This window comes from Microbacterium sp. NPDC060117 (assembly GCF_042729315.1).
Taxonomy (GTDB): domain Bacteria; phylum Actinomycetota; class Actinomycetes; order Actinomycetales; family Microbacteriaceae; genus Microbacterium.
Genome location: NZ_JBHWXR010000001.1, coordinates 417,126 through 441,388 on the forward strand (window position 1 = coordinate 417,126; position 24,263 = coordinate 441,388).

Here is a 24,263-nt window from a genome sequence, read left to right on the forward strand (position 1 = left end):
GGGATCACGCGGTTTTCCCGGGAACCCCGAAGACTTGCGTCGTCAGCCACGAGAAGGCCATGTCGAGCCCGTACACGAGGGCCATCATCACGATCACGAAGCCCAGCACGACCAGGGTGTACTTGACGAGCTCCTTGCGCGTGGGCGTGACCACCTTGCGAAGCTCGGCGATCACCTGACGGAAGAACAGCGCGATGCGACCGAAGAAGCCGAGCTTCTTGTCGCGGCTCGCGCCGCCGTTCGCTGTGGGAACCACAGCGCCCGATGCGTCCTGAACCATCCTGGAGTACCTTTCGTGTGCCGGCTGCGCGCCGACGCGCAGGGCGGACAGGAATCGAACCTGCAACCTGCGGTTTTGGAGACCGCTGCTCTGCCAATTGAGCTACCGCCCTAGAGATCCGGAGATCTCTGTCCGCACCTTCTCCACGTTCCGGGAGACCCGGGCATGGCGAAAGAATGCAGACAACAACTGCTCGTCCAGTGTACGGCATCCGCACCGGCCCTCCGAACCGGGGCCGCATCCCGGGCGCGGCACGCGCGCCCGGGATCCACCGCGCCGCTGCCGCGCAGCGGGCCCGAGCCGCGGTTGTTAGGCTCGGCGTGCGGCCGAGGAGACCTCGGGGATCCTGCGGTCGCGGAGGGAGAGTCGATGGCGGCGGAGGATCCAGCGCCCGCGGAGGCGCAGCAGTTCCAGGTGGACCTGCGCGGCGTCGTCGACCTGCTCAGCCGCCACATCTACTCCGGGCCCCGCGTCTACCTGCGCGAGCTGCTGCAGAACGCCCGCGACGCCCTCGCCGCTCGGCGTGAGGTCGACGGGCTCGGCGGCACCATCCGCATCCGCCCGCTCCCCGCCGAGGGCGGCGAGTTCGTGCTGAGCGACGACGGCGTGGGCCTGACGGCGGACGAGGTCGCCGAACTGCTCGCGACGGTCGGACGCAGTTCCAAGCGCGACATCTTCGACCTGCCCCGCAGCGACTACCTGGGCCAGTTCGGCATCGGGCTGCTCAGCTGCTTCATGGTGGCGGACGAGATCGTGATCCGCTCCCGCAGCGCCCGCGGCGGCCGTGCCGTCGAGTGGATCGGATCCGCCGACGGCACCTTCCGTGTGCGCGAGCTCGACGACGATCTGCCCATCGGCACGAGTGTTCACCTCGTGCCGCGCTTCGACGCCGGCGATCTGCTGCGCGCGGCGGCGGTGCGGGAGCTCGCCACGACCTTCGCCGAGTTCCTGCCCACGACCGTGCTGCTGGAGCTGCCCGGCGGCGACGTGCGGATCACGCATGAGCCGCCGTTCCTGGACCCGGGGCAGGACCCGGCCGCGACGGTCGGTTACGGCCGCGAGCTCATCGGATCCGCCCCGCTCGACGTCATCGAGCTCACCGAGCCCGCCACGGGCACGCGCGGAGTCGCCTACGTGCTGCCCTTCGCTCCCCCGCCCGGCGCACGGCAGGCGACGCGGATGTACCTGGGCCGGATGCTGCTGTCAGAGCGCGCGGACGACGTGCTCCCGGAGTGGGCGTTCTTCGTGCGCGCCGTGATCGACTCCACCGGCCTGAACCCGACCGCCAGCCGCGAATCGCTGGTCGACGACGAGGCGCTCGCACTTGTTCGACAGCAGCTCGGCGCGGCGCTGCGGCGCTGGGTCCTCGAGCTCGGGCTGCGTGAACCGCACCGGCTCGCGCAGTTCGTCGCGGTGCACGAGGTGGGGCTCAAGTCGCTCATCCGGCACGATGACGAGCTCGCCCGGTTCATCACGCGGTGGCTCACCGTGGAGACCACGCACGGCACGATGAGCGTCGGCGACCTCGTCGCACGCGACGAGCGCATCCGCTATGCCGAGACCGTGGACGAGTTCCGCCAGGTCGCCGGCATCAACCGCGCCGAGCAGATCCTGGTGAACGGCGGCTATCTGTACGACGCGGATCTGATCCGTCGCCTGCCCGAGCTGTATCCCGCGGTGACCGTCGAGCGCGTCGACGTCGTCGGCGAGCTGGACCGGCTGGACTCGCCTCCGCTCGACGACAGGGCCACGGCGGTCGCGCTCGAGGACCGTGCGGCCTCCGTGCTGGCCGACGTCGGCTGTGCGGTCGTGGTGCGCACGATCGACCAGCCGGAGCTGCCGTCCCTGTACGTCGCCGACCCCGCCGTGCTGCGGCGGATCGACCGCACCAGGACCAAGGGCATCTCGGGCGCCCTCTGGGGCGGCGTGCTGGACCGCATCGACGGTGCCGTGGGCGAGGAGCGGGACGACGACCTCGCGGCCCGGCTGTGCCTGAACTGGGGCAACCGCGTGGTGCGCGCCCTGAGCACGGTCGCCGATGATGCTGTGTTCGGGCGCACCGTGCAGCTGCTGTACATCCAGGCGCTCCTCGCCGGGCACCGTCCGCTCGGCGACGCCGATCGCACGCTGATGACCGGCGCCCTCTCGGACCTCGTCGCGCTCTCGGCCGGATTGACCGGTCTGGAGCCGCCCCCGCCGGCCGACGAACCGGATCCCCACTTCCCGTCCTGACGACGGGCCGCACTCCCCCGCGTGACGGCGGGGCCCAGTTCTCCCGCGCAGACCGCGGGCCGCACATCCGGAGGACGACATGGCAGAACTGAAGAAGCAGCTGGACCGTCTTTTCGAGGAGATCGACCGCACCCCCTGGGGACCGCAGGAACGCGCTCTCGTCGCCGAAGCCGTCGCACTCGCGCAGGAGATCGGCGACGAGCAGCTGGAGTACCACGCCCGCATGCGGCAGACGGCCTCGGCGAACATGGGCGGACTCACCGACCTGATGCTGAGCTCGTTCGCCTGGTGCCTCGCGCACCACGACGCGGATCCGGCCCGGTTCCCCGCCGACATCGACAACGGCGCGGCCGATCTGATGTGGCAGTTCAAGTGGATGGCGTCGTCGCTGCGCAGCTCTCCCGCGTTCGCGCCGGAGCAGGTCGCCGCGGTCCTGGACGACATGGAGGCGCACTATCGCGCGGCGGGCCTCGGTATGAGCGGCGTGCTGATGGCGCGGTTCGAGGACGCGCACGCCGCGGGACGGATGGACGAGGCAGAGCGGCTGCGCGTGCAGCTGGAGGCCACGCCGCGCGACTCGCACAGTCACTGCGACGCCTGCGGCCGGAGCCAGGTCGCCGGCTTCTTCGCCGACACGGACCGCGACGAGGATGCGATCCGCCTCGTCGAGGAGATGCTCGAGGGCGGCTTCTCGTGCGGCGAGGAGCCCGAGCACGCCCTGTCGGTGTCGCTGCTGCCGTACCTGCGCCTCGGCCGCGGGGAGCAGGCCCGTGCGGCGCATCTGCGCAGCTACCGGCTCGCGAAGGACAACCCGGATCTGCTCACCGCGATCGCGAACAGCATCCGCTTCTGCGGCGTGAGCGGCAACGAGGCCCGCGCACTCACCCTCATCGAACGGCACCTCCCCTGGCTCGCCCACGATGCTCTCAACGCCCAGGGTCACTTCCGCATGCTCACCGCGCTCGGCACGGCGCTCGACGCGGTCACGGCGGCGGGTCACGGCGCCACCCCGATCCGCGGGGCGGACTCCCCCGACCTGGAGCCCTTCTTCGGTGCACCCGGTGGCACGGACGGCGGGGCCTGGTCCGCCGCGGGGCTCGCGACCGCAGCCTGGGCCGCAGCCGAGCGGATCGGCATGCGGTTCGACGAGCGCGACGGCACCGACAACCACGCCCAGCGGCTGCGCCTCGCCCGACGGACCGCGGCGGAGCGCTACGACGTGCCGATCCGCAGCGACGTTTTCGCCGCGCCCCCGGTCGACGCCGTCCCGACCGACGACGAGGGCTGGTACCGTCGCGTGCTCGACCTCGCCGGCTACGGTGCGGCCGCGGACACGCTGGACGCACTGGCGCACGTGATCGACCGGGTGGATCCCGAGCGTCGCGCGGTGCTCACCGGTCAGCGGCTCGCGGCACTGGTGAACCTCGACCGCATCGACGAGGCGACGGCGCTGCTGCCGGACCGGCTCCGATCCCTGCGCGCCGCGGGGCTCGACGCGCAGGCCGGCGTCGAGGAGCGGTTCGGCCTGGCCTTGTTCGGCACGGCGACCGATGCGGACAACGCCGCCCTCGCCGACCTGTTCGCGGCCTCCGCGGATCCCGCCGGACCGCATGCGCTGCCGCCGGCCACTCGCGGAGACATCGCGCTGACGCTGGCGTTCGACCTCGGCGACGACCCGGCGGCGGCCCTCGCGCTCGCAGAGCAGGCGGCCGCGCTGTTCGCCGAGGCGGGCGACGCACGCCTCGGGCACGGCGCGGAGATCGCGGCGGCCATGGCACTGCTGCGTGCCGACCGCGGCGACGAGGCGCTCGCCCGGATCGACGCCCTGCTGGCCGATGCGGCGATCACCCGCGGCGTGCGCGCGCGGATGCTCGAGACGCGGGCGAGGGTGCAGGGCGGACGCGGCGCGTTCGCCGAGGGCGCGGCCGACGCCGACGAGGCCGGCCGGATCCTGGCGGAGCTCGGCAGCCTGACGCCCCTCGCCGGGGCGCAGATGCTCGCCGGCGCGCTGTGGGAGGACGCGGAGGAGCCGGAGCAGGCGCTTGCGCGCTACCGCGTCGGCGCCCGTCTGCTGGAGCAGCGCGGCGGCGATGTCGCCGGGGCGAAGTACCGGGTGGCGCGCAGCATGCTGAACTCCGGAGCCGTGGAGGAGGCCGCGGAGCTCTTCGGCGAGGTGCTGCAGCTCGAGGAGGCCGACGAGGTGCCTGCCGGCAGCCGGGCGATGACCGCCCTCATGCTGGCGCGCGCCCTCCGCGCGGCCGGCGAGGGCGGGCAGGCGTACGGCGCCTTCGGCTATGCGGCGGAGCTGTTCGGCGAAGCCGAGAACCCCGCCGACCAGGCGCTCGCCCTGATGAACCGCGCGCAGATCCTCGCTCAGTACGACGAGCGGGAGCAGGCCGTCGAGACTCTCGAGGAGGCCGCGGCGATCGTCCGCACGGCCGACGATGCCCCTGCCGCCGTGGTCGAGGTGCTGCACAACCTCGGCCAGTCGTACGGTGCGCAGCAGGATCCTCGCGCCTTCGCGCTGTTCGACGAGGTCGAGGCCGTCGCGCGGGCGAACGACGCGGACTGGGTCATCGCCGACGTCACGGACTCCCGGGCGCGGGCCCTGCTGTCCGCGGAGCGCGTGGACGAGGGCGTGGCCGCGGCGCTCACAGCCTCGGATGCGTTCGCCGCCGTCGGCGACGCGCAGTCCGCGGGCGGATCCGCGCTGCTCGCCGCCCGGGCGCTCACCGGCGGAGGACGCGCAGCGGACGCCGTCGCGGCCTATCGCGCCGTGCTCGACCAGGCCGCGGAGATCCCCCCACTGCGCCAGATCGCCGCGCTCGAACTCGGCGACGTGCTGCAGGGCCTCGGACGCGATGGCGAGGCCGCCGAGGTGCGCCGGCTCGCCGAGGAGTGAGAAGGACCCGGATCCGGTCCCGGCGGCAGCCGCGGAGCGGATCCGGATCCGCTCAGAACAGCTGGCGCCAGTTGGCCTTGGCCAGGTCGAGCAGCTCGTCGCCGCGCCCGGAGAGCACGGTGCGGATCGCGTACAGCGCGAACCCCTTGACCTGCTCGGCGTTCACGGCCGGGGGCATGGACAGCTCCTGCCGTTCGGTCACGACATCGAGCAGCGCCGGGCCGTCGTGCGCGAGCACCTCGGCCAGCGCCCCCGGAAGGTCCTCGCTGCGCTCCACGCGACGTCCGAAGATGCCCATCGCCTCCGCGACGGCGGCGAAGTCGGGGTTGCTCAGGTCGGTGCCGTAGTTCACGAAGCCGGCGGCCTTCATCTCCAGCTCGACGAAATTGAGCGAGGAGTTGTTCACCACGATCGTCTTCACCGGCAGCCGGTTCTGCGTGAGCGAGATGAGCTCGCCGAGCATCATCGTGAGCCCGCCGTCACCCGCGAGCGCGACGACCTGGCGGTCGGGCTCGGTCGCCTGCGCGCCGATGCCGTGCAGCAGGGCGTTCGCCATGGAACCGTGGTTGAAGGAGCCGATGAGCCGTCGCCTGCCGTTCATGTGCAGATAGCGCGCGGCCCAGACCGTGGGCGACCCCACGTCGGCAGTGAACACCGCGTCGTCCGCGGCGGCCTCGTCGAGCAGGCGGGCCAGGTACTGCGGGTGGATCGGCGCCGTGCCGCGCGAGGGCACCGCCAGTTCATCGAGCTTGGCCCTGGTCCTGCGGTAATGGGCGGTGGCGTCATCGAGGTGCGCGCGCCGGCGATCCGCCTTGAGGCGGGGCAGCAGCGCTGCGGCGGTCGCGCCGACGTCGCCTACGAGGCCCAGATCCAGAGGGTGGCGCCGCCCGAGATTCTCGCCGCGGATGTCGACCTGGATCGTCGTCGCATTCGCCGGGTAGAACTGCGGGTACGGGAAGTCGGATCCGAGGATCAGCAGGGCGTCGGCGCCGTCCATGGCCCGGTATCCGGACGCGAACCCGAGAAGACCGGTCATCCCCACGTCGAAGGGGTTGTCGTACTCCACGAACTCCTTGCCTCGGAGGGCGTGCACGACGGGCGCGGCGAGCCGGTCCGCGAGCGCCACGATCTCGTCGTGCGCCCCCTCCGCACCGGCGCCGGCGAGGATGGTCACCTTCGACGCGGCGTTCAGCAGGGTCGCCGCGCGCTCCAGCTCCTCGCCGCTCGGCACCACGACGGGCCGGCTGCGCTCGATCACCGTGACGCGGTCGTCCTCGGCCTGCGCGAGCGCGATGTCGCCCGGGATGACGAGCACCGCCACCCCGCGCTTCTCGATCGCCTGACGCATCGCGATCTGCAGGAGGCGCGGCATCTGGACCGGATCCGACACATACTCGACGTAGACGCTGCACTCGCGGAACAGCTCCTGCGGGTGCGTCTCCTGGAAGTACTGGGTGCCGATCTCGCTCGTCGGGATGTGCGCGGCGATCGCGAGCACCGGAACCCGCGAACGGTTCGCGTCGTAGAGGCCGTTGATCAGGTGCAGGTTGCCCGGCCCGCACGATCCGGCCGCGACCGCCAGCTCTCCCGTGAGCGCGGCCTCCGCGGCCGCGGCGAAGGCGGCGGTCTCCTCGTGGCGCACGTGCACCCAGCGGATCCCGCCGTCCTTGCGCAGCGCGTCGGTGAAGCCGTTCAAGGAGTCCCCCGGGATCCCGTACACGCGCTTCACCCCGTTCGCGCGGAGGGTGCTGACGATGTTCTCGGCGACGGTGGTCATGACGGCCTCTCGTGAAAGCGAACAGGACATCTCGAGGCTACGCCCGCCTGCCGCCACCGGGGCCGCTCGCTACTCCGTGATGTAGACGGCGTGCCGGATCCATTCCGGACGGGACAGCGCCTCGACCGCGGCACGTCCGACCGTGTCGAACCGCGTGCTGTAATGCCAGCGCACGGTGCGGTCGACGCCCACCCGGTAGCCGGCAGCGCCCGTGCCGGGGATGAGCCGGGAGGGACGCAGGCTCGTCCAGTCCGTGCCGCTGGCCGCGAGCGCCGCGTCCATGGCCCGGGTGTCGGCGTTGTTCGCTGCCAGCACGCGTTCGAGGATGGGCTTCGCCACGAAACGGGACAGTGGATCGTCGTGCGCCACGTGCGCCCCGGATGCGGAGACCGCGACCACGCGCGACACGTCCGCGGCGTCCATCGCGGCGAGGAGCGCCGTCATGCCCTCCTGCAACAGCACGACATCGCCGTCCGCGCGCACGTGCCCGATCGTGGAGATCACCGCATCGGCGCCGCGCAGGGCGGCGGTGAGCCCGGCGACGTCTCGGGCATCCGCGGTCGCGACGACCGTCCCCTCCGGCGCGGATTCGGGTCTGCGCACGACCGAGACGACCTCGAACCCTGCGGCGAGGGCGTGCGCGACCGCAGCCCTGCCCGATCGACCCGACGCTCCGACGATGGCGACACGCATGAGCTGCTCCTTGACCCGGGGTGAGTGATTACTCACTCACTATACTCGGATCATGTCCCCCGCCACGCCTCAGGCCTCATCCCGCGAGCGGATCCTCGACGCCGCGCTCCTCGTGATGCGCGAACGCGGGCTCGCGAACACCACGACGAAGCTCATCGCCGGGCAGGCGGGCCTGTCCGAGGCGATGCTGTACAAGCACTTCGCCGACAAGCAGCAGCTGTTCCTCAGCGTGCTGCGGGAGCGCACGCCGCGCGCACGCCTCGAAGCGGACTCCGGAGGCGAGAGCCTTGCCGCGGGGCTCGCCACGCTCGTCGCGGACCTCATGGCCTTCTTCACCCGCACGTTCCCGATCGCAGCCTCGATCTTCGGCTCGCCGACGCTGCTGACCGAGCACCGCGATGGGGTCGCTTCGCACGGCGGCGGTCCCGCGACCGTGATCGACGGCGTCCGCGCCCGCCTGGCCGCGGAGCAGGACGCCGGCCGGATCCACGCGGACGCCGATACGGAGTCGGCCGCGCGACTGCTGGTCGGCGCCGCGTTCCATCAGGGCTTCCTCGCGGCGTTCGAAGGCCTCGACGCCGTGCCCGACGCGGAGCACGTGGCCGCCGGGATCGTGGGCATGATGCTTCCGGGGCTGGCCCCCGCACCGAGCTGAACCTGCACCGAACCCGCCGCCGTCCTTGACGCGGTCGGGGGCTGCGAGCACTCTGAGGGCATGCGCTCCACGGTCCGCCTCCCTGGAAACCCCTGGCCGCACGACATGTCGATCCGTGTCGAGGACGAACCGCATGCGCTGCTCGAGCTGCTGTGGGTGCGCGACGTCCACGGGTTGCGGCCGCCCGGTGATGTGCCGCCACCGCTGACGGATCCGCCCACGGCACGCCGTTCCCCGGCGGACGCCACCGCATTGTCGAACGCGTGGTCTGAGCTGTGGCACGACGCCGTTGCCCACCTCGCGGAACTGGACCCCGTGCCGCTGATCGCAAGGATCGAACCGACCGCGCCGGGCTCGGACGAGCGGCGCGTGCTGCTCGAGCAGCTGAGGGGCCCGACGTGGCGCGACCGGTTCGGCGCAGAGGCTTTCGACGCCTCCTTCTCGGACTGGACCTCGCGCCGCGTGCGGGAGCATATCGCCGGACACCGCGCACCGTTGCATGAACACCCGGAGCGACGCGCTCTGGATGCCCTGATTCCGGCGTGGAGGGCCGGGCTCGTCCGGGTGATCGAGATCCCCTGCCGCGGCGAGTTCACGCGCATCGCCGGGCCCTCCGCGCTGCTCGTGACAGCCGAGACCCGGTCGGATCCGGAACGCTACGCCGAGGCGCTGACCGTGTTCGCCGCCCACAGGCGGGGCCGATCCTGACGATCACATCGCCGCGGCATCGATAGCGAGACCGAGACTCCGTCTCGAGACCGACGATCGTTTCGTCGGTCTCGAGACACAGGTTCGGTCTCGCGGTCAGCGGGATGCATAGCGGGCCGGGCATGACGAAGGGGCGGGCGCCGCAGGATGTGCGACGCCCGCCCCTTCTCTCCCGCTGAGTGCGGCGGGACGCTATCCGAGTTGCCGGGCTCAGGCCACGCGGACGAGCTTCTTGTTCACGAACTCGTCGGCCGCGAGCAGCCCCAGCTCGCGCGAGGTGCCGCTGCGCTTCACGCCGCCGAACGGCAGCTCCGGGCTGTCCGCCAGCACGACGTTGACGTAGACCATGCCGGCGTCGATGCCGTTCGCGACGCGCTCGGCCTGGGCGTCGTCGGTGGTGAACACGTAGGAGCCGAGACCGAACGAGGTGTCGTTCGCCAGGGCGACCGCCGCGTCCTCGTCCGCGACGCGGTAGACGACCGCGGCGGGGCCGAACAGCTCCTGGCGGTACACGTCCATCTCGGGCGTGACGTCGGCGAGCAGGGTCGGCGTGTAGAACGCGCCCTCGCGGGTGCCGCCGGTGAGCAGCGTCGCGCCCTGCGCGACGGCGGTGTCGACCTGGTTCTGCAGGTTGATCGCCGCCGCCTCCGACACGAGCGGGCCGAGCACGGTGTCCTCCTGCGTCGGGTCGCCCGGCGTGACCGCCGACAGCGCGGCGACGGCCTTCTCCACGAACGCGTCGTAGAGGCCGTCGACGACGATGAAGCGCTTGGCACCGTTGCAGGCCTGGCCGTTGTTGTCCAGACGCGCGTCGACGGCGGCCTGCACGGTCGCGTCGAGGTCGTCGGTCGACAGCAGGATGAACGGGTCGGATCCGCCGAGCTCGAGCGCGACCTTTTTCAGGTTGCGGCCGGCGTTCTCCGCGACGGCCGCACCGGCGCGCTCGGATCCGGTCACGGACACGCCCTGCACGCGCGGGTCGGCGACGATGGTGGCCGCCTGCTCGATCGACGCGTAGACGTTGACGTAGCCGCCGTCGGGGAGCCCGGCCTCCTCGTAGATCTTCTCGAGCAGGGCCGACGACTCCGGGCACTGCTCGGAGTGCTTCAACACGATCGTGTTGCCGACCGCGAGGTTCGGACCGGCGAACCGCGCGACCTGATAGGCCGGGAAGTTCCACGGCATGATGCCGAAGAGCACGCCGAGCGGGGCCTTGCGGATGACCGCCGTGCCGTCGCCCAGGATGTCCAGGGGCTGGTCGGCGTTGATCTTCTCGGCGTTGTCCGCGTAGAACTCGATGATGTCGGCGGCGAAGTCGACCTCGCCGACGGCGGCGGCGAGGGGCTTGCCCATCTCGCGCGTGATGATGGCGGCGAGCTCGTCGCGGTGGGCGCGGTGGCCCTCGGCGATGCGGCGGATCACGGCCGCGCGGTCGGCGACGGAGGTGCGCCCCCAGACCGCCGCGGCGCTGTGCGCACGCGCGACCGCGTCCTCGATCTGCGCGTCGGTGAAGGTCTCGTAGGTGGCGACGGTCTCTCCCGTTGCCGGGTTGACGACGGCGTAATCGGTCATGTCGATCCTTTCGGTGTCACATCATTGTGGAAGATTTCGGCGGGCTCGGGATCCGCTGCGGCGGCCCCGAGCCCGCCTCTGCCGGTGTTCAGTCGACGGGGATCAGCGTGTACTTGGTGGAGAGGTACTCGTGGATGCCCTCAAAGCCGCCCTCGCGGCCGACGCCGGACTGCTTGACGCCACCGAAGGGGGCGGCCGCGTTGGAGACGACGCCCACGTTCAGACCCATCATGCCCGTCTCGAGCGCGTCGATCATCCGGTGCCCGCGAGCCAGGTCCTGCGTGAACACGTAGGAGACCAGGCCGTACTCGGTGTCGTTCGCGAGGCGCACGGCCTCGGCCTCGTCGGCGAAGGTCGCGATCGCGAGCACCGGGCCGAAGATCTCCTCGCGGAGGATCTCGCTGCCGGCCTGCACGTTCGCGAGGACGGTGGGCTCGTAGAAGGATCCGACGCCCTCCAGCGCCTTGCCGCCCGAGAGCAGCGTCGCGCCGCGCTCGACGGCGTCGCCGACGAGCTCGATGGCCTTGGCGACCGCGTCGTGGTCGATCAGGGGGCCGATCGAGACGCCGTCCTCGGTGCCGCGGCCGATCTTCATCGCGTTCACGCGCTCGGTGATGCGGCGGGCGAACTCGTCCGCGACGTCCTGGTGCACGATGAACCGGTTCGCGGCGGTGCACGCCTGACCGATGTTGCGGAACTTCGCCGCGAGGGCGCCCTCGACGGCCTTGTCCAGATCCGCGTCCTCGAAGACGACGAACGGGGCGTTGCCGCCGAGCTCCATCGACACGCGCAGCACGCCCTCCGCCGCCTGGGCGATGAGCTTGCGGCCGACCTCGGTGGATCCGGTGAACGACAGCTTGCGCAGACGCGGGTCGGCGATGATCGGCGCCGACAGCGCGGACGAGCGCGAGGTCTGCACAACGTTCACGACGCCGGCGGGCAGGCCGGCCTCCTCGAGCAGCTTCACGAAGTACATCGTGGTGAGCGGGGTCAGTGCCGGCGGCTTGATGACCACGGTGCAGCCGGCGGCGAGCGCGGGCGCGATCTTGCGGGTGGCCATCGCGAACGGGAAGTTCCACGGCGTGACGAAGAACGACGGACCCACGGGGCGCTGGGAGACGACCATGCGGCCGGTGCCCTCGGGGTTCAGGCCGTATCGGCCGGAGATGCGCACCGCCTCCTCGCTGAACCAGCGCAGGAACTCGCCGCCATAGACGACCTCGCCACGGGCCTCGGCCAGCGGCTTGCCCATCTCGACGGTCATGAGCAGCGCCAGGTCCTCCTTGTGCGCCTGCACGAGGTCGAACGCGCGGCGCAGGATGTCGCTGCGCGTGCGCGGCGGGGTCGCGGCCCAGGAGTCCTGGGCGGCGACGGCGGCGTCCAGCGCCCGCATGCCGTCGGCGGGCGAGGCGTCGGCGATCGTGCGCACGACGTCGTTGGTGGCGGGGTCGTGCACGTCGAAGGTCTTATCGCCCTCGGCGGCGACCCACTCGCCTGCGATGTAGAGCCCGGTGGGCACGCTTTCCAGCAGGGTCTTCTCCAGATCGGTCATGCGATCCTCCTTCTCAGATGCTTCGATTCTCATGCAATCGTGTGGTGGGGGTCCGGTCAGGACCCAGAGTCTGCGCTGTCGTCCAGGCGTGTGCGCGGTACGACGATCATCGGCACGGGGATGACGTCGAGCATCTTCGCCGCGGTGGAGCCGAGGAACAGCCTCCTCGGCTGCGCGAGCCGACTGGATCCGACCAGGATCAGCTCCCCCGGCAGCCAGGCCAGCCGCGCCACGGCCTCCTCGACCGTGTCGCCCGGTGCACGCTCGAGCTCGGCGCGCACGCCCGTCGGCAGCTCCATCTCCGCACGGGCGAGCACATCGTCGCCGTGCGCCGTGCTCACCAGGCGGATGGTCTGCGGGTCGAACCCGCGCGGGACGTCGAAGGCGACCAGCGAGATGAGTCGCAGCGTCGCTCCGGTCTCACCGGAAAGAGCGACGGCGGCGTCCAGCAGCGCGTCCGCGCCCGGGCGGTTGCCGATGGCGGCGGTGATCCGCGAGATCGGCGCCTGCACGTCGACGCTGTGGGCGAAGCCGGCGGGAGCCAGCGCCACCGGGATCGGCGAGGAGTGCAGCAGTGCCTGCGCGACGCTGCCCATCCGGTGCAGACCGATGGTGGCGCCGTTCGCCGCGCCGACGACGATCAGAGCCGCCTCGAGCTGTTCGCCTGCGAGCACGAGCGCCTCTGCGAAGGAATCGTGCACGCGCACGTGCGCGGTGTGCGCGACCTCCGCGGGGATCATCTCCTCCGCGTCGGCGAGCCACTGGCTCGCCTGCCCGTGAGCCGGGCTGTCGCGCTCCGGCTCTGCGCCGGCCGGGTCGCCGTGACCGGGCAGGACGACGAGCACATGCAGGTGCCGACGCGTGGCGCGGGCGAGTCGCACGCCCAGCGCCAGCGCGTCGGAACCGGTCTCCGTCGCCGTGTAGCCGACGACGATGGAGGTGGTCATCAGACCTCGGCCGCCTCGGCCACGGCCAGCTCGGCCGCGTCGATGCCGGCCGCGTCCGCGTCGCCGCGGTCCGCGTCGAGGATCTGGGACGCGGCGAGGCGCCCCATGCGGATCGCGCCGTCGACGTGCTGGTATCCGGCGCCGGCGAGGTCGGAGCAGGCGAAGTGGATGGGGCCGACCGGCGTGCGCAGGTCCTTGCCGTAGCGGTGCAGGCCGCCCATGTCGAAGCTCGCCGCGTACGCGCCGCGGGTCCACTCCTCAGTGCCCCAGTCGCTCTCGTAGTACACGACCGTGTTCTTCGCCTCGGGGCCGTAGTAGTGCGCGAGGGAGTCCAGGATCCGCTCCTTGCGCTCCTCGGCACTCAGCTCGAACACGTCGTCGGCGTTCTGGTCGCTGACGAAGCCGACCAGCGTGCCGCGCTCGTCGCCGTGGTTGGTGTTGTCGTACGCCTCGTGCACGAGCTGGTACGGGCTGAACGCCGTGGCGGACAGGCCCTGCTCGCGCCAGAACGGGCGGTCGTACACGGCGTGCACCTTGATCACGAAGCCCATCGACAGGTGCTGGTGCATCTGGTGCTGGCGACGCGGGAGCGACGGCACGAAGGAGATCCGGTCGTAGAGCACCGGGGCGTGCGCGAGGATCGCGTAGCGGGCCCGCACCGTGAGGGAGTCGGTGGTCGCGGTGACGCCGTTCTCGCCCCACTCGAGGGTGCGCACGGGCTGATTCAGCAGCACGTCGTCGCCGAGGCGCTCGGCGAGCAGCTGAGGCACCTGCTGCAGTCCGCCCACCACGCGCTTGTCGAGGATGAAGTCGGCGTCGACGAGGTTCGAGTACGAGCCGGCGGACGCCGCCATCAGCAGCGACTGCAGCAGCGAGAACGCGTGCGTCGGCTTGGTGAGCATCGCGGATCCGGTCGCGAACGCGAGGTTGCGCACGGCCTCGTCGTCATCGCTCTGCTCGCGCAGCCACGCGTCCCAGGTGATCGAGTCCCACTCGGCAGCCTTCGGGTGCGCGTAGGGGCGGTCCGGGTCGATCTCGGCGACCATGGCGTCGAGGCGCTCGGTGATCTCGGCGATGACCTTCTCGGTCTCCGGGGCGACCGGGAACATCTCGCCCGTGAAACGGTGCAGCGTGCCGTCGGGACCGACGTAGACGCTGTCGCCCTCGCGGTAGCGGCTGAAGGTCTCAAGTCCCAGCTCGTCGATGGTCTCGATCAGCGCGTCCTGGTCGGGCGAGACCCACTGGCCGCCGATCTCGAGCATGGCGCCCTCGATGACGTCCGTCCAGAGCCGGCCGCCGACCCGGTCGCGGGCCTCCAGCACCACGACCGACAAACCCGCCTTGCGCAGTTCGTTCGCGGCGGTGGTGCCAGCGGCGCCCGCTCCCACGATGAGCACGTCACGGGTGATATCGGCCAATTTCGACTCCTTCATCGGTTCCGCACCGTCTGGTGCGCTATGCAGGTTCCCCTGCGGTTGTCGTACAGAAAAGTTGCCGGGCGCGATCCAGCATCCCCCGATCCCGATCGCGCCCGGACGTCTATCAGGCCCCTGCGGGGTAGGCTGCGAGTGCGGCGGCGATGACGTCGAGACCCTCGTTCAGGAGGTCGTCGCCGATCGTCAGCGGCGGGAGGAAGCGGATCACGTTGCCGAACGTGCCGCAGGTGAGGACGATGACGCCCTGAGCGATCGCGGCCTTGGCGACCGCGCCGGTGAGCGCGGCGTCCGGGGCGCCGGTGGCGGGGTCGACGAACTCGGCGGCGATCATCGCGCCGTGTCCGCGGATGTCACCCAGGCGCGGGTCGGCGGCCTGGATGGCGGCGAGGCGGTCCTTCAGCAGCGTGCCGATCTCGGCGGCGCGCTCCAGCAGGCCCTCGGTCTCGTAGGCGTCGATCGCGGCGAGCGCGGCGGCGCAGGCCACCGGGTTGCCGCCGTAGGTGCCGCCGAGGCCGCCGGAGTGCGAGGCGTCCATGATCTCGGCGCGGCCGGTGACGGCGGCCAGCGGCATGCCGCCGGCGATGCCCTTGGCCGTGGTGATGAGGTCGGGCTCGATGCCGAAGATCTCGCTGGCGAACATCGCGCCGGTGCGGCCGAAGCCGGTCTGCACCTCGTCGGCGATGAAGACGACGCCGTTCGCGCGGCACCACTCGACGATCGCGGGCAGGTAGCCGTCGGCGGGGACGATGAAGCCGCCCTCGCCCTGGATCGGCTCGATGATGACCGCGGCGAGGTTGTCGGCACCGATCTGCTTCTCGAGCTGCAGGATCGTGCGTGCCGCCGCCTCGGCGCCGGACAGGCCGTCGCGGAACGGGTAGGACGCCTGTGCGCGGTAGACCTCAGGGGCGAACGGGCCGAAGCCGCTCTTGTAGGGCATGGCCTTGGCCGTGAGCGCCATGGTCAGGTTGGTGCGGCCGTGGTAGCCGTGGTCGAAGGCGACGACGGCCTGACGACCGGTGTGCTTGCGGGCGATCTTGATCGCGTTCTCGACAGCCTCGGCGCCCGAGTTGAACAGCGCGGTCTTCTTGGCGAAGGCGCCCGGGGTGAGCCGGTTGAGGGCCTCGGCCACCTCCACGTAGGACTCGTACGGGGAGATCATGAAGCAGGTGTGGGTGAACTGCGCGGCCTGCGCGGCGATGGCTGCGGCGACCTTCGGGTGCGCGCTGCCGACCGTGGTCACGGCGATGCCGGAGCCCAGGTCGATGAGCGAGTTGCCGTCGGCGTCGACGACGACACCGCCGCCTGCGGCGACCGCGGCGACGGGCACGGTGTGGCCCACGCCGGCGGGCACGGCCGAAGCCTTGCGGGCGAGGATCTCGGCCGAGCGCGGGCCGGGGAGCTCCGTGACGAGGCGGCGCTCCTGGGGAAGGGAGGGTCCGCCGAGGGGAAGGGTGTCAGCCTGCGCGTCGATGGTGGTCATGGCGTCGAGACTACGGAGGCGACCGCTCGAGAGCATTCGCCGTGGCGTACAATCTGGATCACGATTTCGCCGATTCGGCCACACTTCGATCGACTCCCGAAGGAGCATCGCCCATGGACCAGCAGCCCACGCTGCGCACCCTGCTCGGCCGCCGCGACCTGCATCTGCGCCTGGTCGGATCCGAGACAGCACTGCCCGCCGGATCCCTCGACCGTCCCCTCCGCTGGGTGCACAACTCCGATTTGACCGACCCCACGCCCTTCCTCGCCGAAGACCTCGCCCTGCTCACCACGGGCACCCAGTTCGCCGACGACGACCCCGCCGGCACGCACGCCTACGTGCAGCGACTCGTCGATCGCGGCGTGGTGGCGCTGGGGTTCGGCACCGAGGTGCACCGCAGCGGCATACCGGCCGACCTGTCCGCCGCCTGCGCCGAGACGGGGCTGCCGCTGATCGAGGTGCCCTACGGCACGCCGTTCATCGCCGTCGCGAGGGCGCACTCCGAGGCGATCGCCGCACAGGCCTACGCCCGGCGCACCTGGGCGTTGGAGACCCAGCGCGCACTGTCGGTCGCGGCCCTCCGTCCGCACGGGCTGGAGTCGACGCTCACCGAGCTGTCGCGACGGCTCGGGTGCCGAGTGGGCATGTACGACGCGGCGGGGCAGCTCGTGCATGAGCATCCCGCGGGGGGCGCCTCCCCGGTCGTCGCCGACGCCGCGGCCGACCTCCTCGCCCGCGGCGGATCCGCGAACCGCGTGGTGCAGGACGGCGAGACCTCGCACACCCTGCTCACCGTCGGGCGCGCGGGACACCTGCGCGGGGTCGTCGCGATCGCGAGCGACACCCTGGATCCCGAGACGCGCACCGTGGTGACCTCGGTCATCGCGATGGCCGGGCTGTCGCTCGAACAGAGCGAGCAGCTCGCGCGCAGTCGCCGACGGCTGCACCGGCAGCTGCTCTCCTCCCTCCTCGCGGACGATCCGACCCTGGCCCGACGCGTGCTCGGCGCCCTGCCGCCGGCGCCCGTCGTGGTCGCCGTCGCCGCGGGGCAGCGTCAGGGCACGGTCATCGAGTGGTGGGAACGGCAGCGTGGCGACGCCGCCCCGTCCGCGTTCCTCGCCGAGTCCGACGACGGGCTCGTGATGTGCCTGAGCATCGCCGATGCGGGGGTGCTGGACGAGGTCGCCGCCCGCACGGAGGTGCGCATCGGCGTCTCGGCGCCCGAGGAGTACAGCGGATTCTCCCGCGCGCACGCACAGGCGCTCACCGCGCTGCGCCGGGGATCCGAGGGCGTGACCCACTATGCGGACAGTGCGGAGTCGAGCGTGCTCGCCGCGTTCGCGACGGACGAGGCGCGGCTGATCGCGGAGTCCCTGCTGGCTCCGCTCCGCCAGCACGACGCGCAGGAGGGGGCGGAGCTGGAGCGATCGCTGCGGGTGTGGCTCGAGCACGACACCCGGCTGGAGCCCGCCGCGGCCGCCCTGGGGGTGCACCGCCACACGCTGCGCACCCGGATCTCCCAGGCGGCGTCGATCCTCGGCGCGGACCTCGGATCCTTCCCTGCCCGCGCCGAACTCTGGGCCGCCCTGCGCACGGCCGGCGACTGACGCGAGCCGGATCCGCGCACGGCCGGATCCGCGCGGCCGGAACAGACGCGGCGGCGGCCTGCGCATCGCGACGGCGGCAGGCGTCCGCGGCGCGCCGCTCAGCGCGTGCGTGCCGCGATCATCTCGGCCGCGGTCCCATGGAACATCGGCCCGTGCCCGACCACGATCGTGCGCTCGGGCAGGGCGCTGAGGCGTTCGAGGCTCTCCGGCGTCTGCTCGGGCGCGTCACTGAACGGGCCGAGCTGCACGTCGGTGGATCCGTTCAGCACATGCCGGGTGGTGAGGGCGTCGCCGACGAAGATCGCGTCGACCGCGGGAATGCGAATGGCGACGGATCCGGGCGAGTGCCCCGGCAGGCCGATGATCTCGGGCGCCCCCGGCAGGTCCAGCACGTCGCCGTCCCGCATCGTGCGCACGGCGCCGAGGTGCTTCGTGCGCAGGCCGCCGCGGCGCAGCGCGGCGGCGAAGAACTGCAGGGCCGGTCCCAGCTTCATGGCACCGCCGGAAGCGCCGGGCGCCTTCTCCCCCTGCGCGCGACCCGCGTCGGCCTCGTGCACGTAGGTGGGCACGTCGTACTCCGTGCGGAGCCATTCCGCGATGCCGATGTGGTCGCTGTCGCCGTGGGTGAGCACGACGCCGCGGATGTCCTCGGGGCGGCGGCCCGCCGCGGCGAGCGCCTGCTGCAGGATCCGCCGGTCGCCCGGCAGGCCCGCGTCGATCAGCGTGATGCCCTCGTCTGTGACGACGGCATGCATGGCGACGATGTCGTCGCCGATCCGGATGAGCTCTGCGTTCATGATGGCTACGCTATATAGCTATCATGGCTACTGTCAATAGCCTTATGATCGAGAGGCGCCCCCGCCCGTGCGGGTCGGCGCAGAGGAGGACCCGATGCCCGCACCGCAGCGCGTCACCCGTGCGGCACTCACCGCCGCCGCGCGGGCCGTCGCCGAGGACGAGGGCGTCGACGCCGTGACGATCAGCGCGGTCGCCGCCGCCGTCGGGGTGCGCCCGCCCAGCCTGTACAAGCACGTCGCGCACCGGCACGATCTGCTGCGGCTGATCGCCGACGACGCCGCCCGCGAGCTCGACGAGGACGTCGCGGCCCTGACCGGATCCACGACCGATCCCGCGGCGTCGCTCGCCGCGATCGCCCGCGCCTTCCGCGCGTTCAGCATCCGCTCCCCCCGCGCCGCCTCCCTGCTGTTCGCGGGCGCCGCGCTCAGCGCCGAGCCGCAGTCCGACGGCATGATCGCACTCACCGGGACGCTGCTCGACGCGGTGCGCGCCGCGACGCCGGGCGACCCGCTCCCCGCGGCGCGCACGCTGACGGCGTGGGCGCACGGCTTCTGCACCATGGAACAGGCCGGGGCGTTCCAGCTCGGCGGCGACGTGGACGAGGCCTTCGAGTTCGGCCTGACCACGCTCGTGCACGCCCTCACCGCGCGCCGCTGAAGGCTGCCCCGCGACGGGGCCCGGCTCCGTCCGCGACCTCGGCCCGGCCTCCACCCAGTGACCTCTGCCCCACCCGCACGCACCGGCGTAGGGTGGCGGCATGGGACGCGTCGAGGAGCTGGAACAGACTGCGGCCGCCGCCTCGGAGTCCGTCGGCGGGACCGCCGCCGAGGCGCTCACGGCGCTCGACTGGCTCACCGCGGCGGTCGACGCGGACCGCACCGCCGGGCTCTTCGGCCGTTGGGGCCTGGCGACCGCGATCGACGCACGGACGGGCGAGGAACTCCTTGCGCAGTCGCTGTTCGACGCACTGCACGACCGGGCGGGACTGTCGGCGACCTGGCCGATCGGCAACGCCGGACTGCTGCAGACCTACGGGTCGTTGCTCGCCCCCGTGAGCGCCGAAGGCCGGAACCGGGAGCACTGGCTCGGCGACGGTCTGGCGACCGGGCTGGGTCTCGACCATGGGCACTTCACCCCGTGGGAGGGATCCGGCACTCTGCTCGCCCGAGCCACGGAGGCCGCGTCCGTGCTGATCGCCTCGGGCGGGGAATTCTCCTGGTACTCGCTCGCCGAGGGTAGGGCCACCCGCGCCGTGCTGAGCCACGAGCACGACGGATCCCGCGGGCTCGCCTACGCGGTGGCGCCGGCGCCGGGCACCTCCCCGCTCCTGGTCGCCCTGCTCCCCGTGGCGCAGGCCGAGCCGCTCCGCCGAGACCTCGACGATGCCGCGTCGCGTCTGCGCTGGAACGCCGCCTGACCCACCGGGGGCATCGTTCGATGAGATCGATCGAGGAGCGAGTCGCGGACGTCATGACCTCCACGCATCGGTGCCTTGCCTTGGCTAGTGATATCCAATCGGCACGGGACAAAGTCGACCTTCCCGCCTATGAGGCCATCCTCTACAACCTAATGGCCATTGGCGAGGCAGCGCGGCACATAGCGAGCGAGAAGGGGGGCGATTTTCCGATGATTCCTTGGTCCTCAGCAATCTCCCTCCGCAACGTCATCGCGCACGAGTACTTCCGAATCCGCCCGGAAAAGATCCTCAGGACGGTGCGCCAAGAGTTGGAACCCTTCGCGCACAAGGTCGCAGTCGCAGCGTGGATCGGGGCAACAGAGGGCACCCACGATCTCCGCGCATGGAATCGGGCCCTCTCCGTCACGCAGAGCTGGTACTGGGTTGAGACAGACCGATATCTCGCGTGGATCGACGAACACCTCGGTACACGATCGTGCGATCGCGAATCCGACCGGCTCTTGTCGGTGCTCTCTGACGATCTCGAAACGCTGACCAAGACGCCATGGGAAAAGATCTATGACGCTCCGGATTCTTGGCAGGATGAAGATAGCGACTATCACTACTTCAACCAGGCACCGATCTCGCTCGGATGGACCATCCGCTACGAGAAACTCTGGGATCAGTTCCTCCTCATCCGCCATAATCGTTCATCTCGCTGACCCGACTCGGCGGATTGCTGTCAAGACTTCTCTAACTGGGCCCCTGAACGCATCACGATCGGCTCCAGTTCGATGAGCGCACCACTCGGCCCGCCAGTCCCGTCGCAGAACATGCCGCTTCGGACTCAGGAGAGTTACATCTCAGCGACGGGAGCCACCTCGGCTCAAGCCGTACCGGCGAGGCCGTCCGGCCGGCTCGGCCTCGCCGCCCGCAAGCCTCAGGACGGGGCGTGCGCCTCCAGGAACTCGTACACGTCTGTCGTGTCGACGCCGGGGAACGCGCCCGTGGGCAGGGTCGCCAGCAAGGTGCGCGGGGTGCGCACATTCGGCCAGGACTGCTCGCGCCAGCGCGCCTCGAGATCGGCGGGCGCGCGCCGACAGCACACCTCGACCGAATGCTTCGAGACGCCGCGGTTGGGCGTCTCGCGCCCGATGAACCACTTCGTGTCATCGAAGCGCACGCCCACGCTCACCGAGTGCAGGCCCTCGCTCGACGGCTCCACGCGGGCGGTGCACCAGTACGTGCCGTTGCCGGTGTCGGTGTACTGGTAGTACGGGTTGAACCGGTCCTCCTCCTCGAACACGACCCGGCTGGTCCACCGCCGGCAGCACATCTGCCCCTCGATGGATCCGAGCCGGTCGGTCGGGAAGTTCACGTCGTCGTTCTCATAGGCCTTCGTGATGGTGCCCGACTCGTGCACCTTGAGGAAGTGCACCGGGATGTCCAGGTGCCGGGTGGCGAGGTTCGTGAACCGGTGCGCGGCGGTCTCGTACGACACCGAGTAGGCGTCGCGGAGATCCTCGATCGAGATCGCCCGGCGCTCCTTCGCGTCCTTCAGCACCGGCACCAGGTGCTCCTCCGGCATCAGCAGCGCGCCTGTGAGGTAGTTCGTCTCCACGCGCTGACGCAGGAACTCGGCGTAGCTGCGCGGCTCGGAGTGGCCGAGGATCCGGCTGGAGAGCGCCTGCAGCACCGCGGTGCGGGCATCGCCCTTCCCCGGCACGCGACTGGACAGGTAGAGCCGCCCATGCGCGAGGTCGGCCACGCTGCGCGTCGACTGCGGGAGATCGGGCGCGTAGTGCAGCGTGAACCCCAGGTGCGCGGCGATGTCGCTGGCGCTGCGCTGCGTCAGCGGCCCGCCCGGGTGGCGCACGGCGGCGAGGATCTCCGCGGCCTTCTTCTCCAGGTCGGCGAAGTGGTTGTCCTGACGGCGCATGAGGTGGCGCAGCTCGACGTTCGCGCGGCGGGCCTCCTCCGGCGTGGCCGCACGCTCGTCACGGAGCTTGTCGATCTCGCCGTGCAGGGCCAGCAGCGCCCGCAGCGCCTCGTCCGGCACGGTCTTCGAGATCCGGAACGGTGCGATCCCGAGGGCCTGGAACGTCTGCCCCTTCATGGCGCGCTCGACCGCGATCTCCATGGCGGCGCGCTCGTCGAGGGGCTGCTCGGCGAGGATCTGGTCGATCGTCGTGTCCAGCACCCGGGCGATCAGCTGCAGCTGGGTGAGCTTGGGCTCGCGCTTGCCGGTCTCGATCATGGACACCTGGCTCGGCGCCCTGTCGATCGCGGTCGCGAGCTGCTCGAGGGTCAGCCCGGCCGCCGTGCGGAGCTGACGGATGCGGCGCCCGATCGTGAGAGCGTCGACCTCTTCTGCCGTGTCTGCGGTGACCATGGCGCCGATTCTGTCACGAAAACAGAAATCTGACCAAACTTCTCCTCCGTTTTGGCCGGGTCGGATCCAGATCTTCACTCAGAGTGGTCTCAAGCCACCCCGGCACAGAAGCCGGACCGGATCCACTCACGGAGGAGACAGATCATGACCATTCCCACCGCGTCGCCGACCGCCCCGATCCGGACCGTCGGGGCGGCCGTCTCCGGCACCGAGGGCCCCGCGATCCGCATCACCGGGCCCCTGCACGAGCGCTTCGGCGAGATCCTCACCCCTGCGGCCGTGGCCTTCCTCACCGAGCTGCACCACCGCTTCGGCGGGCGCCGGCACGACCGTCTCGCCGACCGCATGCGCCGTCGCTTCGAGATCGGCAACGGTCACGACCCGCGCTTCCGCGACGACACCCGGCACATCCGCGAGGACGTCGACTGGCGCGTCGCCGGTGCCGGCCCCGGCCTCGAGGACCGCCGCGTCGAGATCACCGGCCCGACCGATCCGAAGATGACCATCAACGCGCTGAACTCCGGCGCGAAGGTGTGGCTGGCCGACCAGGAGGACGCCACGAGTCCCACCTGGCGCAACGTGATCGGCGGTCAGCTGTCGCTGCGCGACGCGATCCGCGGACGCCTGACCCACACCAGCGAGGACGGCAAGGAGTACCGCGTCACGGCGGAGCAGACCCCCACGATCGTGATGCGCCCGCGCGGCTGGCACCTCGTGGAGAAGCACCTCGAGTTCACCGATCGCACCGGACGCCGCATGGATGCCTCGGGCTCCCTGGTGGACTTCGGCCTCTACTTCTTCCACAACGCGCAGGCGCTCATCGAGGCCGGCCGCGGGCCCTACTTCTACATCGCCAAGCTCGAGTCGAGCGAGGAGGCGAAGCTGTGGAACGACGTGTTCACGTTCAGCGAGGAGTACTTCGGGATCCCGCGCGGCACGATCCGCGCGACCGTGCTGATCGAGACGCTGCCCGCCGCCTTCGAGATGGAGGAGATCCTGTTCGAGCTGCGCGAGCACTGCGCGGGCCTGAACGCCGGACGCTGGGACTACATCTTCTCGATCATCAAGAACTACCGCGGTCGGGGCGCCCGGTTCGTCCTGCCGGACCGCAGCGAGGTCACGATGACGGTGCCGTTCATGCGCGCCTACACCGAGCTGCTCGTGCAGACCTGCCACAAGCGGGGCGCCTTCGCGATCGGCGGCATGAGCGCCTTCATCCCCAACCGGCGCGACCCCGAGGTGACCGCCCGGGCCATCGAGAAGGTCGCTGCGGACAAGAAGCGCGAGGCCGGCGATGGTTTCGACGGCACGTGGGTGGCGCACCCCGACCTGATCCCCACCGCGCAGGCGGAGTTCGACGCCGTGCTCGGCGAGCGTCCCAACCAGCTCGACCGGCAGCGCGACGACGTGCAGGTGCGTGCGGAGCAGCTGCTCGACGTGCACATCGGCCGTCCGATCACGGCCTCCGGCGTGCGCGACAACGTCTCCGTGGCGATCCGCTACATCGAGGCGTGGCTGCGCGGCCTGGGCGCCGTCGCGATCGACAACCTCATGGAGGACGCGGCCACGGCCGAGATCAGCCGCTCGCAGGTGTGGCAGTGGATCCACCAGGGCCAGTCCACCCAGGACGGGACCCTCATCACGGCCGAGTACGTCGAGGGTCTGATCGCCGCGGTGCTCGCCGAGACGCCACGGCAGGAGAACGACCGGTTCGAGGACGCCGCCGCGGTGTTCCGCGAGGTGGCGCTGCAGCCCGAGTTCCCGGCGTTCCTGACGCTGCCCGCCTACTCCCGCTTCCTCGTCGAGACCGCCTGACCGCTCGACGCCCGACCCATC

The 24,263-nt window shown here is 71.3% G+C and carries 19 protein-coding genes and 1 tRNA gene; 9 read left to right on the forward strand and 11 right to left on the reverse strand.

The genetic code is table 11. The annotated features are described in order from the left end of the window. Positions 1–4: 4 nt before the first annotated feature. Both secE and ACFWCK_RS01830 read right to left on the reverse strand, forming a co-directional pair. Entirely contained in the window at positions 5–280 is a 276-nt protein-coding gene (gene secE, locus ACFWCK_RS01825) for a preprotein translocase subunit SecE (RefSeq protein WP_045250801.1), read from the reverse strand. A 39-nt stretch (positions 281–319) separates the two neighbouring features. Beyond that, positions 320–392 (reverse strand) — tRNA-Trp (locus ACFWCK_RS01830). A gap of 257 nt (positions 393–649) precedes the next feature. On the opposite strand from ACFWCK_RS01830, the gene ACFWCK_RS01835 reads away from it, so the two are divergent. Together ACFWCK_RS01835 and ACFWCK_RS01840 are read left to right on the forward strand one after the other, a co-directional pair. Beyond that, positions 650–2,512: an HSP90 family protein gene (locus tag ACFWCK_RS01835; RefSeq protein WP_378804261.1), complete on the forward strand. Its 1,863-nt coding sequence runs from the start codon at positions 650–652 to the stop codon at positions 2,510–2,512. A gap of 79 nt (positions 2,513–2,591) precedes the next feature. Then, entirely contained in the window at positions 2,592–5,414 is a 2,823-nt protein-coding gene (locus ACFWCK_RS01840) for a hypothetical protein (protein ID WP_378804262.1), read from the forward strand. Positions 5,415–5,466: 52 nt separating this feature from the next. On the opposite strand, the gene poxB is transcribed toward ACFWCK_RS01840, so the two are convergent. Beyond that, a complete protein-coding gene (gene poxB / locus ACFWCK_RS01845) occupies positions 5,467–7,191 on the reverse strand; it encodes a ubiquinone-dependent pyruvate dehydrogenase (protein ID WP_378804263.1) in 1,725 nt (574 codons plus the stop codon). A 69-nt stretch (positions 7,192–7,260) separates the two neighbouring features. Then, positions 7,261–7,884, reverse strand: a complete 624-nt coding sequence (locus tag ACFWCK_RS01850) for an NAD(P)-dependent oxidoreductase (RefSeq protein WP_378804264.1) — start codon at positions 7,882–7,884, stop codon at positions 7,261–7,263. Between the two features lie 52 nt (positions 7,885–7,936). Here ACFWCK_RS01850 and ACFWCK_RS01855 point away from each other — a divergent pair, with 52 nt between their 5' ends. Together ACFWCK_RS01855 and ACFWCK_RS01860 are read left to right on the forward strand one after the other, a co-directional pair. Then, positions 7,937–8,539, forward strand: coding sequence for a TetR/AcrR family transcriptional regulator (locus ACFWCK_RS01855; protein ID WP_378804265.1), 603 nt, complete (start codon positions 7,937–7,939; stop codon positions 8,537–8,539). A 105-nt stretch (positions 8,540–8,644) separates the two neighbouring features. After that, positions 8,645–9,247 (forward strand): hypothetical protein, encoded by a 603-nt coding sequence (locus ACFWCK_RS01860; RefSeq protein ID WP_378804266.1) that lies wholly within the window; start codon positions 8,645–8,647, stop codon positions 9,245–9,247. Between the two features lie 210 nt (positions 9,248–9,457). Here the strand turns inward: ACFWCK_RS01860 and ACFWCK_RS01865 are convergent, their stop codons facing one another. The 5 genes from ACFWCK_RS01865 to gabT form a co-directional block, all read right to left on the reverse strand. Further along, positions 9,458–10,819, reverse strand: a complete 1,362-nt coding sequence (locus ACFWCK_RS01865) for an NAD-dependent succinate-semialdehyde dehydrogenase (protein WP_233310381.1) — start codon at positions 10,817–10,819, stop codon at positions 9,458–9,460. Between the two features lie 88 nt (positions 10,820–10,907). Then, positions 10,908–12,371 (reverse strand): NAD-dependent succinate-semialdehyde dehydrogenase, encoded by a 1,464-nt coding sequence (locus ACFWCK_RS01870; protein ID WP_378804267.1) that lies wholly within the window; start codon positions 12,369–12,371, stop codon positions 10,908–10,910. Positions 12,372–12,427: 56 nt separating this feature from the next. Continuing rightward, positions 12,428–13,318 (reverse strand): universal stress protein, encoded by an 891-nt coding sequence (locus ACFWCK_RS01875; protein WP_378804268.1) that lies wholly within the window; start codon positions 13,316–13,318, stop codon positions 12,428–12,430. Further along, positions 13,318–14,736 (reverse strand): NAD(P)/FAD-dependent oxidoreductase, encoded by a 1,419-nt coding sequence (locus ACFWCK_RS01880; protein WP_233310378.1) that lies wholly within the window; start codon positions 14,734–14,736, stop codon positions 13,318–13,320. The genes ACFWCK_RS01875 and ACFWCK_RS01880 overlap by 1 nt, the downstream gene beginning before the upstream one ends. Positions 14,737–14,860: 124 nt before the next feature. Beyond that, positions 14,861–16,234, reverse strand: a complete 1,374-nt coding sequence (gene gabT, locus ACFWCK_RS01885; RefSeq protein WP_378804269.1) for a 4-aminobutyrate--2-oxoglutarate transaminase — start codon at positions 16,232–16,234, stop codon at positions 14,861–14,863. Between the two features lie 113 nt (positions 16,235–16,347). On the opposite strand from gabT, the gene ACFWCK_RS01890 reads away from it, so the two are divergent. Next, positions 16,348–17,841, forward strand: coding sequence for a PucR family transcriptional regulator (locus ACFWCK_RS01890; protein WP_233310376.1), 1,494 nt, complete (start codon positions 16,348–16,350; stop codon positions 17,839–17,841). 98 nt (positions 17,842–17,939) lie between these two features. Here ACFWCK_RS01890 and ACFWCK_RS01895 read toward each other — a convergent pair whose 3' ends face one another. After that, positions 17,940–18,638 carry an MBL fold metallo-hydrolase gene (locus ACFWCK_RS01895; RefSeq protein WP_378804270.1) on the reverse strand — a complete coding sequence of 233 codons (699 nt, stop codon included), beginning with the start codon at positions 18,636–18,638 and terminating at the stop codon, positions 17,940–17,942. 94 nt (positions 18,639–18,732) lie between these two features. Here ACFWCK_RS01895 and ACFWCK_RS01900 point away from each other — a divergent pair, with 94 nt between their 5' ends. From ACFWCK_RS01900 to ACFWCK_RS01910, 3 genes are all read left to right on the forward strand, one after another. Further along, complete coding sequence (locus tag ACFWCK_RS01900; protein ID WP_378804271.1) at positions 18,733–19,296, forward strand: TetR/AcrR family transcriptional regulator; 564 nt, start codon at positions 18,733–18,735, stop codon at positions 19,294–19,296. Positions 19,297–19,396: 100 nt separating this feature from the next. Continuing rightward, entirely contained in the window at positions 19,397–20,056 is a 660-nt protein-coding gene (locus ACFWCK_RS01905; RefSeq protein WP_378804272.1) for an amino acid deaminase, read from the forward strand. Positions 20,057–20,076: 20 nt separating this feature from the next. Next, complete coding sequence (locus ACFWCK_RS01910; protein ID WP_378804273.1) at positions 20,077–20,757, forward strand: DUF86 domain-containing protein; 681 nt, start codon at positions 20,077–20,079, stop codon at positions 20,755–20,757. A 218-nt stretch (positions 20,758–20,975) separates the two neighbouring features. Here ACFWCK_RS01910 and ACFWCK_RS01915 read toward each other — a convergent pair whose 3' ends face one another. Continuing rightward, positions 20,976–22,427 carry a helix-turn-helix domain-containing protein gene (locus ACFWCK_RS01915; protein WP_378804274.1) on the reverse strand — a complete coding sequence of 484 codons (1,452 nt, stop codon included), beginning with the start codon at positions 22,425–22,427 and terminating at the stop codon, positions 20,976–20,978. A 144-nt stretch (positions 22,428–22,571) separates the two neighbouring features. Here ACFWCK_RS01915 and aceB point away from each other — a divergent pair, with 144 nt between their 5' ends. After that, positions 22,572–24,242, forward strand: coding sequence for a malate synthase A (gene aceB, locus ACFWCK_RS01920; RefSeq protein WP_378804275.1), 1,671 nt, complete (start codon positions 22,572–22,574; stop codon positions 24,240–24,242). Positions 24,243–24,263: the final 21 nt, after the last annotated feature.